Raw genomic sequence first — 13,132 nt, 5'->3', positions numbered from 1 at the left:
GGTTTGATTCATTGGCAACTTTTAGCAAGCTTATATATTACTTCTCTCGTTTTTTTCGGCGATTTTATGCCAAACTTAAATCTTAGACAAAAAAATTTGTCCGCGAGTTCGACGATGGCGACAAAAGCTTTGTGTAGTGGCACTTTTGCGGTGAAGGCTAGAGAGAAATAGAGTCGCTTTACAAAGTCATTTATCTAAAGAAATGTTACGAAAAGCTGGCTTTAGTTCGCATAACTACTGTTTTTTCAAATAGGTAAGTTGACTTGATGAGTGCAATCTATATCAAATGGAGTGAGAAATTAGGAAGAGTAAGTTTTCTAGCAACAGGAGTAGCACTAGCTTGCTGGGTAGACAGTGCCAGCGCCCAGATTACGCCCGATAACACGATGGGTGGGGAAAATTCTAGAGTCACATCCTCAGGAAAGGTAGATGCGATCGATGGCGGCGCTACTAGAGGCACTAACCTGTTTCACAGCTTTCAAGAATTCAATGTAGAGGATGGACGAGCTGCTATTTTTAATAATCCGGCTGGTATCGCAAATATTTTAACAAGAGTCACGGGGGCTAACCCATCCAATATTCTCGGAACGCTAGGTGTAGCGGGCAATGCTAACCTATTTTTGCTCAATCCTAATGGGATTATTTTCGGACCTAATGCCAGACTGGACGTAAGGGGATCGTTTGTGGGGAGTACGGCTAGTAGCATCAATTTTGCCGATGGCACATCTTTTAGTGCGACTGCTCCCACAACAACACCTTTGCTGACAATTAGTGTACCGATGGGCTTGCAGATGGGGCAGAATCCAGGCGCGATCGCCGTGCAAGGGAATGGATACAATCTATCGTTTTCAGATATTTTCTCACCCACCATCAAGGGAAGTGACTCAATCGGTTTGCAGGTATCACCTGGGCAAACTCTCGCATTGGTTGGGGGCGATGTAGACATTCAAGGCGCTACTCTCACAGCGACACAAGGACGGATTGAGTTAGGCAGTGTCGCTGATGGACAAGTGAGCCTCAATCGGGTTCCCGAAGGCTTGGCGCTGGGCTATCAAAACGTACAGCGCTGGGGAGATATTCGTTTATCACAACGGGCGTTAGCAGATGCTAGTGATGGTTCGATTCAAGTACGGGGCAACAATGTACTGCTTGCTGATGGCTCGCTGCTGTTAATTCAAAACCAAGAGCGAGGTGGGGGAAGGATAAACGTGAATGCTGCCTCTAATGTGAAATTGAGTTCACCTGGCACAGACTATAGGATTTCAGGTGGTATCAAAAGCGAAAATTTGGGAGCAATGAGTGGAGCAGATATCGCGATTTTCTCTCGGCAGTTGACAATCCAAGATGGGGCATTTCTAGGTACTAGTACTTTCAGCTCCGGCAGAGCTGGCAATGTAGTTATAAACGCCTCTGATTCGATGCAAGTCATCGGGTTTTCATCTATTAGTCCTTTTGTAGGCTCCGGCGTGGGAAGTAGAGTTTTCGGTAGTTCCGGCGATGCCGGAGATGTCACAGTCTCAACCGGAAAATTCACTGCACTGGATGGAGGATATTTGGTATCTGTCAGTCTTGGAACTGGCAGGGGAGGAGATGTGACTGTGAATGCCAATCGCTCTGTAGAACTGCGCGGAAGAGCACCATTTACCGGATCTGCTTTAAATGCGGCAGCTAATAACCAAGGAAATGCGGGAAAATTGACAATTAACACTTCAAAGTTGCTCGTGCAGGATGGAGCGTTAATCACTTCTGGAACTACTGGTATGGGTAATGGAGGCAGTCTCACGATCAATGCCAGAGAGTCTGTAGAGGTCAGCGGTCCACGCTTGGGATCTTTTCCTCCCAGTTACATTGGCTCAGTTGCCGATCGAGCGAGTGAAATCATCCGACAGGTGATTCTGTCGCCCCCAGTGCCGACTGGATTTTCAGGAGACGCGACAATCAACACACCGAGATTGAGCGTGACCGATGGTGCATTTGTTGGTGTCAGCCATAATGGAATCGGTGATGCCGGAACATTACGGCTGAATGCCAACTCGATTTTTGTAGACACTGGCGGGGTAATTTCTGCGGCAACTCTATCTGGACAAGGGGGTAATCTCAACCTACAAGTACGGGATTTGCTAGTGTTGCGCCGTGGAGGACAAATCACCACATCGGCGGGTGGTACGGGTAATGGTGGCAATATCAGAATTAATACGCCCTTCCTCATTACCATCCCCAATGAAAACAGTGACATCAGAGCCAATTCGGTGAATGCTCGTGGTGGTAATGTCACGATCGATGCGACTGGAATCTTCGGCACGCAGTTTCGAGATCGGGCAGACGATCGCACCAGCGATATTACTGCAACTGGAGGCAGTCCCCAGTTGAGCGGGAATGTGGAACTTGACGTACCCGAAATCGACCCCAACAGTGGCTTAGTTAACTTGCCATCAGTTCCAGTTGACACCCAAATAGCACAGACTTGTACTCCTAGTAGCGCTCAGAATCAAAGTGAATTTATCGTTACTGGTCGCGGCGGCTTACCCCCCAATCCCACCCAAGTACTCAGTAGCGATGCAATTTCGATCGATTGGGTCGCACTTCAACCGACAACAGAAAACCAATCTAGTCCAACTCCAGCTACCAATTCCACTACACCACCAGCACCAATTATAGAAGCACAAGGGTGGGAATTCGATCGCCAGGGCGAAGTCATTCTTACCGCCTCTAACGTCCCCGCACCGCCCCAGAATTCCTGGCAGTCTTCTGCTGTATGCAATCCCTCCTAATTTGTCAAGGAAGTAGCGCGATCGCAATACTATTCTGATTAACTGTGAAATTCTTTTAGTTGTCACAACTGCTGTTTTTTTTAAATAGGTATGTTGATTTGATGAGAGCAATCTGTGCCAAATGGAGTGAGAAATTAGCAAGAGTAAGTTTAGGGGCGATCGCCGTAGCACTAGCCTGCTATTGTGACAGTGCGATCGCCCAGATTACGCCCGATAATACGATGGGTGGGGAAAATTCTAGAGTCACATCGTCAGGAGAGGTAGATGCGATAAATGGCGGTGCGACCAGAGGCGCTAACCTGTTCCATAGTTTTGAAGAATTCAATGTAGATGAAGGACGAGCCGCTATTTTTAATAATTCGGCTGGCGTTGAAAATATTTTAACAAGAGTCACGGGAGCTAACCCATCCAATATTCTCGGAACGCTGGGCGTAGCGGGCAATGCTAACTTATTTTTGCTCAATCCCAATGGGATTATCTTTGGCGCAAATGCCCGTTTGGATGTAGGGGAATCGTTTGTCGCCACCACAGCAGATGCAGTTGGATTTGGAGAACGAGGTGAGTTCAGTGCCACAAATCCCATCAACCCTGGATTACTGACGGTCAATCCTTCGGCTTTACTATTTAATCAAATGCGTGCCGCAGCTATTCAAAATAACTCAGTTGCAGATTCTGGTTTAAATCCATCTTCCGATTTTACAGCAAGAGGTTTGCGCGTTCCAGACGGCAAGAGTTTGCTGTTGGTGGGCGGCGACATCAGTATGAATAGTGGAGGATTGTATGCTTTTGGTGGGCGGGTAGAGTTAGGTGGATTAGCAATTGCGGGAACGGTTGGGTTGAATGGAGAGGGGAATAATCTGAGTTTAAGTTTTCCCAACAGTGTAGAAAGAAGTGACGTTTTTCTGAGCAATGGCGCTCAAGTAAATGTAACTGCTGGTAATGGTGGTAGTATCGCGGTTAATGTTCGGAATCTAGAGATGACAGGAGGAAATAGTTTCCTGTATGCAGGAATAGCGAACGGGCTGGGTTCTGATAACAGTCAAGCGGGAAATATTGAGGTTAATGCCACTGGAGCAATTAATCTAAATAATGGCGGTCTCATTGCCAATCAGGTGGCACCAGAAGCAAGAGGACAAGGAGGCGATGTCAGGATCGGTGCTAGTACCTTGCGGCTTCAGGGTGGGGCACAGGTAGGTGCTGGTACATTTGGTGCGGGCAAGGGCGGAAGTTTAACCGTTGATGCTACTAACGTGCAACTGATTGGTACAAGTGCCGATGGTGAGTTTTCTAGTAGCTTGTATACTTCCGCACAGCCAAACTCAACAGGAGACGCGGGTGATTTAACGCTCAAAACTAATACCTTGCTAGCGCGAGATGGAGCTGTGGTATTTACTGGTACTTACGGTGCGGGCAAAGGGGGAAATTTGAGCATTGATGTCCAAGATGTGCAACTGATTGGTAAAAACGCTAATAGTCTCTTTCCTAGTGGCTTGGCTGCTGATGCACAGCCAAACTCAACAGGGGATGCGGGTGATTTAACGCTCAAAACCAATACTTTGCTAGCGCGAGATGGGGCTTCGGTATTTACTGGTACTTACGGTGCGGGCAAAGGGGGAAATTTGAGCGTTGATGCCCAAAATGTGCAACTGATTGGTACAAGCGCTGATGGTCACTTTACCAGTAGCTTGAATGCTTCTGCACAGCCAAACTCAACAGGAGACGCGGGTGATTTAACGCTCAAAACTAATACCTTGCTAGCGCGAGATGGGGCTACGGTATTTACTGGTAGTTTCAGTGCGGGCAAAGGGGGAAATTTGAGCGTTGATGCCCAAGATGTGCAACTGATTGGTATAAGCGCTGATGGTCAAACTCCCAGTGCCTTGGCTGCTTCTACACAGCCAAACTCAACAGGGAATGCGGGTGATTTAACGCTCAAAACTAATACTTTGCTAGCGCGAGATGGAGCTGTGGTATTTACTGGTACTTACGGTGCGGGCAAAGGGGGAAATTTGAGCATTGATGCCCAAGATGTGCAACTGATTGGTACAAGCGCTGATGGTCACTTTACCAGTGCCTTGGCTGCTTCTACACAGCCAAACTCAACAGGGAATGCGGGTGATTTGACAATCAAAACCAATACTTTGCTAGTGCGAGATGGGGCAGGAGTAAGCGTGCAAAGTCTCGGAACAGGAACTGCAGGCAACATGACATTAAATGCTCGCTCTATCCGTTTAAACAACTATGCCTCACTCAGCGCCAATACACAAAGTGCTAAAGTTGACCCGAATGGAGAGCAAGCGACAATTAATATTAACTCCAAAGATTTGTTCATCAGTCGCAATAGCAACATCTTTACCAACGCCACGGGAGAAAATGTCATCGGCGGCAACATTAACATCGACACCGATTTCCTGATTGCTGCGGAAAATAGCGACATCAGTGCCAATTCCGCTAACTTTCGTGGTGGAAACGTGCGAATCGATGCTTCTGGAATCTTTGGCACGCAGTTTAGAGCAGCGCCAGACGATCGCACCAGCGATATTACTGCGACTGGAGGCAATCCCCAGTTGAGCGGTAGTGTGGAACTTGACGTACCCGAAATCGATCCCAACAGTGGCTTAGTTAACTTGCCATCGGTACTAGTTGACACCCAAGTAGCACAAACCTGTACTCCTAGTAATACTCAAGCACAGAGCGAATTTATTGTTACTGGTCGCGGTGGCTTACCGCCCAATCCCACTCAAGTACTCAGTAGCGATGCAATTTCGGTTGATTGGGTTGCACTTGAACCCACAACAGAAAATCAATCTAGTCCAACTCCAACCACCAATTCCACTGCACCATTACCAACACCGATTGTAGAAGCAACTGGGTGGGTCATCGATCGCCAGGGCGAAGTCATTCTTACCGCCTCTAACGTCCCCGCACAACCCCATAACTCTAGGCAGTCTTCTGCGGGGTGCAAGCCCTCAACTCCTGAGAAGAAGTAGCGCGATCGCTTTACCATTCAAATTAACTGTGGAATTCTTTTAGTATCCGTCGCTTCAACGCAGGAACATGACAAGAAAACGGCGCGTATTTTTTCATACATTACTACCCTTGTGGAAGGCGAATCGCTTAAGTAAAGGTTGGCTCATCCAGTTGCTACTGGTGCTGCTCTCGGCATTTTTATGTATAGCCTTATCTTTGGTTTTTACCAAAACTACCGCTGTTTACTCTGCTGTCCCAAGCGGACAAAAAGCGATCGCCCAAACGCCGAACCTAGTACAACAGGGCAAATCCTTCTACGATGCGGGACAGTTTGCCCAAGCAGTTAAGGTTTTGCAACAGGCTACAGATGCCTTTAAAGCGAATGGGAACGAACTGGAACAAGCTATGGCTTTGAGCAATCTTTCCTTAACCTATCAGCAATTAGGACAATGGACGCAGGCTCAAAGCGCGATCGCGTCTAGTCTCGATTTATTAGGATATTCCGTTGAGAAGGGCAGGGGAGCAGGGGAGCAAGAGAGCAGAGAAGCAAATTCAATCCAAAATCTAGCAGTTCTTGCCCAAGCTCTAGACGTTCGAGGTCGCTTGCAATTAGCACAAGGACAATCTGAAGCCGCCTTAACTACTTGGCAACAAGCATCTGAGATCTACGCCAAAATAGGAGATAATGCTGGGTTAACTCGTAACCGAATTAATCAAGCCCAAGCCCTGCAAGCTTTGGGGCATTACCGACAGGCTCAAAAGACACTAGATGAGATAGAGCAAACTTTGCGAAAGCAGCCAGACTCCGCTCTCAAGGCTACAGGACTACGTAGCCTCGGCAATGTCTTGCGAGTTGTCGGCAATTTTAACACCTCTCGCCAAGTCTTGGAGCAAAGTTTAGCAATAACTCAGCAAATGGGCACAGACGCTTCAGGAACGCCACAGACTCAAGTGGGCGATACTCTGTTAAGCCTGGGTAATACAGCCCGCGCCCAACAACAGACTCAAACCGCTCTCAAGTTCTACCAACAAGCGGATAGTGCATCTGTTGCACCAAATACGCGCATTCAGGCGCAGTTGAATCAACTAAGTCTATTATTAGAAGATCGGCAATGGAATGCTGCTGAGAAACTATATCCCCAAATCCAAGCTTCTATTGTTAACTTACCCCCCAGCCGGACAGTAGTTGACGCTAGAATTAACTTTGCCAAAAGTCTGACACGGCTAAAACAACATGACAATGCGATCGCGGCTTCATGGCAAGACATTGCTCAGTTGCTAGCTACATCAGTCCAACAAGCAAAAGCTTTAGAAGATCGGCGAGCAATTAGTTATGCTCTGGGTAATCTGGGCGAACTATACGAACAAACCAAACAGTGGAACGAAGCGGAAAATCTCACCCAGCAAGCTTTATTTGCAGCACAGACAATCGACGCTACAGATATTGCCTATTTGTGGCAGTGGCAGTTAGGACGCTTACACAAAGAGCGAGGAAATATCCAGGGAGCGATCGCTGCTTACACCCAAGCAGTTGACAACCTGAGATCTCTGCGTAACGATTTGGTGGCTGTAAATCCCGATATTCAATTTTCCTTCCGAGATGAAGTCGAACCCGTCTATCGTCAGCTAGTCGATTTGCTGTTGCGTTCTGAAGCTGGCTCCGATCGCAACTTGGAAAATCTCGCCTCTGCTCGGACGACAATTGAATCTCTGCAATTAGCAGAACTAGAGAATTTTTTTCGCTCTGCTTGTTTAGATGCCAAGCCAGAATTACTCGATTCAATTGTTGACAAGGGCGATCGCACCGCAGCAGTAATCTATCCGATTATTTTACCCGATCGCCTAGAAGTCATTCTCAAGTTGCCGACGCAAAAAAATCTGCGCCGCTACACGACAAAAAAATCCCAAGTTGAAGTAGAAAAAACTCTAGAATTACTGCGGCAATACCTCAAAGAACCCGATCGCACTATAGACGTACAAAAATTATCCCAGCAGTTGTATAGCTGGTTGATTCAACCGCTTGAGGTTGAGCTAGAAAAAATGCAGGTGACAAAACTCGTATTTGTCCTAGATGGCAGCTTGCGGAATGTGCCGATGGGGGTTCTCTACGACGACAAACAACAAAAATATCTAATTGAAAAGTATGCGATCGCCTTAACTCCAGGTCTTCAATTACTCGAACCCACACCCTTACAACGGCAAAGATTAAGTGCCTTAACTGCTGGATTGAGTGAACCTAGGGAAGTTGCAGGCATTAAGTTTCCTCGACTGCCAAACGTGTTGTATGAATTAAAGCAGATCGAGTCGCAAGTGCCTAAAAGCGAAGAACTTTTTAATCAAAAATTTACTCAAGCAAATATTCAAACCCAAATTAATTCCAATCCCTTCACCGTAGTTCACATGGCAACTCACGGTCAGTTTAGTTCTAACCTAGAGAAAACTTTTATCCTGACCTGGGATCGACTTCTGAAGATCGATGAGCTAGATAATTTACTCAGAACTAGCGATACGAGTCGGTCTAGCGCCATTGAATTACTAGTTCTGAGTGCCTGTGAAACAGCTGCTGGAGACAATCGCGCTACTTTGGGACTTGCAGGCATAGCTGTACGGGCGGGGGCGCGGAGTACGCTAGCAACGTTGTGGCAAGTAGACGATCGCTCTACTGCCCGCCTCATGAGTGAATTTTACCGCCAGTTAGCCAATACTAATTTGACTAAGGCTGAAGCACTTCAAAAAGCTCAACTCGCTTTGTGGAACGATAAGACGCAAGACTGGAAACGTCCTTATTTCTGGGCAGCTTACGTTTTAGTGGGCAATTGGCTTTAATTCCTTAACCCCAATTGCGACTTTCCGTAGCACCCGCCCCTGCTTTTGAGAATTGAGCTAACGAGCTGTATATCCACCATCAATTGGCAAAGCTACTCCTGTGATAAAGGCTGCTTCGTCACTGACTAAAAATAAACCACCCTCTTTATCCTCATCCTTTCAGCAGCGCCGATTTCTGCAACATCATCGGTTCTTGTGGCTCTAAATCTTGAAACAACGGCGTACTCAGGTAGCGTTCGCCAAAGCTGGGCAGGATCGTGACAATTAATTTTCCTTTGTTCTGAGATCGCTGGGCTACACGAATTGCCGCACATAATGCCGCACCAGAGGAGATCCCAGAGAGTAGACCTTCTTCTTTTGCCAATCGCCGACCGTAAGCGATCGCTTCCTCATCAGTCACAGCAATCACTTCATCAATTAATTCAACTTTCAGGACTTGGGGAATAAATCCAGCACCAATACCCTGAATTTTGTGCGCTCCTGGTTGTCCTCCCGATAAAATTGGACTATTAGCAGGCTCAACCGCGATCGCTTGAAAACTTGGTTTGCGTGCTTTAATTACCTCTGCTACGCCAGTAATCGTTCCACCAGTACCGATTCCAGCTACCATTATATCTACTTGCCCATCTGTATCTGCCCAGATTTCTTCTGCTGTTGTCTCACGATGAACCTGCACGTTAGCTGGGTTACGAAACTGTTGCAGCATATAGGCATTGGGAATTGTGTTAACTATTGCCTGCGCTCGCCTAATTGCACCATTCATCCCTTCAAAGCCTGGTGTAAGTTCGAGTTTGGCTCCATAAGCTCGCAGCATGGCTCGTCGTTCGTGGCTCATCGTATCTGGCATCGTCAAGATCAACCGATATCCCTTAGCAGCTGCTGCCATTGCTAAGGCAATTCCCGTATTTCCTGAAGTGGGTTCGACTAAAGTCGTCTTCTGTGGACTAATCAATCCCTCTTGCTCTGCTGCATCTATCATGCTGACACCAATTCGATCTTTGACTGAGGCAGAAGGGTTCATGCTCTCTAGTTTCACCACAATTTGCGCTACACAACCCTCAGCTAGCGGGATGTTGTTCAGCTGTACTAGGGGAGTACGACCGATTAATTCTGTAATGTCTTTTGCAATATGCATGGCTTGAATTATTTGTTAGTTGTCAAAAGAACGATGAATTGGCAGTTTTCAGCTTCTTTAATGTGGGGGACAAGAAGTTACCATATTTCAGGGAAAGCTATGTTGCCGCAATGCACGTTAGCAGGAATTGCTTCCATCATCTTTTGCGGCTCTGGTAGCTCCAAGTTGGTCATTATTTTAATGAACCTAGCGCGGTCACGTCCGGTGAACCGAGGATTCCACCGCTTTTCCTCCTCAATTGTGGATACTGTACATCCTCGGTAGTCATGGGCAGGGTACACTAGCGTTTCCTCTGGCAGCGTAAATAGCCGTTGCGTTACCGAATCGAACAGAATTCCTGCATCACCGCCTTGAAAATCAGTGCGACCACAGCCTCGGATCAACAGAGCATCTCCTGTCAGTACGCGAAGCTCCTTTGGAGCCGCTTCGCTAACGTCATTAACTTGGTAAGCCATGTGACTATCAGTATGACCAGGGGTGGCGATCGCTTGGATGAGGATGCTCCCAATTAGCAGCTTTTCTCCATCTCGAATAAACTTGTCAGCACGCGTTACCTGAGCCTTTTCTGGCAATACTCCCAGGCATCCTGTCAGCTCTCGTAGTTTGGCAGTTGCAGTGATATGGTCGGCGTGGATGTGGGTTTCTAAACAATAACGTAGCTTGAAGCCAAGCTCTTGAAGGAGATTGCGATCGCGCTCAACTTGTTCTAAAACTGGATCGACCAGCACAGCTTCTTTTGTGTTCGGATTGGCAATTAAGTAAGTATAAGTCTTGGATTCATCATCGAACAACTGCCGAAAAAACATATGTAATTCTCCTGAAGTGCTAGTTAATGCTTGTGACTTCAAGCCGGTTCTATTGACCCTCTTTTGTTACTATAGATAGAGTAAAATCAAAGAGAGATTTAACTTGCCATAGCCTACTCAATAGGAAAAGCTCGAAAACCATTCATAATTTCTATCAGCTTAAAGAAATCTCGTTTAATTCTAGGAATTGAAAATACTCTCAACCACGGTTGGATTAAATACCAGAAGATATAAAGCTGGATAATCAGCCTTAAGTTGTTCAGAGCACTCTTCCAATTAGTTCCTGCTTCCCCCCAGGGATGCTGACTAAATTCCTTGGTAGTTTTCGCAAAATTCAGGGAATTTTCTCTGTTCAAATTACCACTCTTTGCCGAATTTACCTCTGATAATTTAAACTGCGAAGCGTGTAGACTGACTAAGAGATAAGTACTAAAAACTATTTCCCACCACCGCTCGATGCTGTGATAATCTGTCAGGCGGAAGTCTGCCCAACCTAACTGATTTTTTACCTGCTTAAAACCATATTCAATCCAATTCCTTAAGCTGTCAAGTTGACCGAGAACTTGTTGAATCTTACTTGGGATAGTAGTCGTGATAAACCAAGTATTTGAAGCGTCTGGTTTGGGACTAGATTTGGTAATTTCAAAATAGCGCAGTTCGCGACGCTTACCAAAGATTATTTCTCGGATGTAACGAGTCTCTGCACTCCGGTGAGAAAGCTTCTGTTCGTAAGCCTGCCAACGGTTATAGCGAACTCTCTGTTGTGGCGACAGCCACACGACATGATTGCTGCGAATCGCCACGATGAATTGTAGTTTTAGCTTTACTAATAACTCAATCACATCTCCACTTTCCCCATACAATCTATCTACCAATACCAAAGAGATATTAAAACCAAAATCTCGCAGTTCTTGCAAAATTTCTACCGAAGCGTTGCGGTTTAGTTTTGTACTTATCTTTTTCTTGAAGTGTTGACCGTGGTTTAAAAACTTTAAACAGCAATGGATGGGTAATATTATCAACGACTGCGGCTATCATGAACTGAAAACTTTACCATTGGCAGTTTTCCCTAAGTTTCCAATATATTGTTTGGCTACATAATCAGTACATGACCCTTTTTTCTCATCTCCTGTTTCATCAATACATACTGTTATTGGTTGCTCTCCAATTGTGACTTTAGTTAACCACAATCGGATTTCTCAAAATGCTTTGACATCCCAGACTGCATCCCGCAACAAATGATGCAATCCTTGCCCATCCTTCAAACCTACTACTATTCTGGCAATCTGCGGTAAAGATTTCCGTGGCAGTTCACTCATCATTCCTATATGCAGGAACTTAAAGTATTCATAATTTCTCACATCCCCGAACAGGTTTTGATATGTTTGGCAATACTCATCCACAAATGCCACTGTTGCTCGTGGCTCACGCGGCTCAACCATACTCTCTACCTACAATTCAGCCAGTTTCTTTTGTTTTTCTCTCCAGTATAGTAACAAAAGAGGGATTGAGGTGGAGGTAGCAGTACAGCTAAATACAGCTATTTATCCCCATCCCAAGAGCTGTTTCTGCTCAGATACGCTAGCGTTTTAGAGGTGAACCAAGTTACTTATTCGGTTGAGGAGACATCCGTAGATAAGGCTTGACCTCTTTATAGCCTTTGGGAAACTCCTGCTTTCACTCATTACGATCTTCGATCGAAGGAACGATAAAAGTATAATTTGATTCACTGAAGGTCTCGTTCTAAGAAAATTTGAGAACGATTCATTCTCAAATCCTTTCTAGCAAGTTGAAGCAAATTAAGCCTCTAACCAGCTTAAGCTTAACGAGCAGAGAAGCGGAATGGTTGTGTCGCAAAAACGGAAAAATGATAAAGTGGAAAAGCTAAAAACTTCTACTCGCCTTTCGGATTACAGTTGTAGATAAGCGGTTGTGTCGCAAATACTTTTTATTAACAAACGCTCTGTATCGTTTGCGTTACCTTAAATAAACAAACATTTTATCAGCAAGATTTGAGAACTATGGCGCTTATATAGTAAACACTTTAGCTTCATTGTCGCCCCCCAAAGGTTTTTAGTCAAAATTCCAGTCTGAAAGCATTGATAGAATTTCAGCTAAGCATTTCTATCTAGAGATAGGTGTCTCTCCTTTCTTTACAAATATTTTGAGCTGCAGTTAATAATAAGTACAAGATTTGAGCCTTAAAAAGTTAATCATGAAAAAGAGATTGAATCTCCTTTTGTTTTATCATCATTTTAGTCATTGAAATTGCATTTTTATACTCCGATCGCAGGGTGGTTTTTATGAAGTCTACTCAATGGCTTTTAATTCAATCGTTATACTGAAAAAATATTTTCCCCGAAGTTGGGGCTGCTACAGTCGTTGCAATTATTAGTATAGACAATCTCGATCTTTCTCGGGCTTTTGTGCTATTCCTATCGATCGCAATGCTACTCAGGTTAGTCTGGAATAGTGCAATCTTAACTCATGGCTTGGGACATGCGATCGCGATCGCCACTCTCGACCGACAACTATACGCCTTGAATATTGTCAATATTCTCGAACATAGAAGTATCGCTGCTACATTGCGCTCGCTACTGCCTTTTGGGCCAATATTTATTCCT

The 13,132-nt window shown here is 45.5% G+C and carries 5 protein-coding genes and 2 pseudogenes; 3 read left to right on the top strand and 4 right to left on the bottom strand.

Going from position 1 to position 13,132, the window contains the following annotated elements:
* The first annotated feature begins 266 nt into the window (after positions 1-266).
* The 3 genes from ACRC32_RS08200 (at position 267) to ACRC32_RS08190 (ending at position 8,567) form a co-directional block, all read left to right on the top strand.
* A complete protein-coding gene (locus ACRC32_RS08200; protein WP_438553501.1) occupies positions 267-2,771 on the top strand; it encodes a two-partner secretion domain-containing protein in 2,505 nt (834 codons plus the stop codon).
* Positions 2,772-2,872: 101 nt separating this feature from the next.
* The gene (locus ACRC32_RS08195) at positions 2,873-5,761 is read left to right on the top strand and encodes a two-partner secretion domain-containing protein (RefSeq protein WP_438553500.1); all 2,889 of its coding nucleotides are present in this window, start codon (positions 2,873-2,875) and stop codon (positions 5,759-5,761) included.
* Between the two features lie 67 nt (positions 5,762-5,828).
* On the top strand, positions 5,829-8,567 hold the full coding sequence (locus ACRC32_RS08190) for a CHAT domain-containing protein (protein WP_438553499.1): 2,739 nt from the start codon (positions 5,829-5,831) through the stop codon (positions 8,565-8,567).
* Between the two features lie 151 nt (positions 8,568-8,718).
* Here ACRC32_RS08190 and cysK read toward each other — a convergent pair whose 3' ends face one another.
* The 4 genes and pseudogenes from cysK to ACRC32_RS08170 all read right to left on the bottom strand — a co-directional run.
* Entirely contained in the window at positions 8,719-9,702 is a 984-nt protein-coding gene (cysK, locus tag ACRC32_RS08185; RefSeq protein ID WP_438553498.1) for a cysteine synthase A, read from the bottom strand.
* Between the two features lie 77 nt (positions 9,703-9,779).
* A complete protein-coding gene (locus ACRC32_RS08180) occupies positions 9,780-10,508 on the bottom strand; it encodes an MBL fold metallo-hydrolase (RefSeq protein ID WP_438553497.1) in 729 nt (242 codons plus the stop codon).
* Positions 10,509-10,621: 113 nt separating this feature from the next.
* Positions 10,622-11,950, bottom strand: a pseudogene (locus tag ACRC32_RS08175) (IS701 family transposase).
* Positions 11,951-12,113: 163 nt separating this feature from the next.
* Positions 12,114-12,218 (bottom strand): annotated as a pseudogene (locus ACRC32_RS08170) (peroxidase); the annotation flags it as partial.
* Positions 12,219-13,132: the final 914 nt, after the last annotated feature.

Origin of the sequence: Chroococcidiopsis sp. (genome assembly GCF_051657925.1) — a bacterium.
Lineage (GTDB): Bacteria > Cyanobacteriota > Cyanobacteriia > Cyanobacteriales > Chroococcidiopsidaceae > Chroococcidiopsis.
Note: the sequence above shows the minus strand (reverse complement) of the source record. Positions and strands in the feature narration are given on the sequence as shown.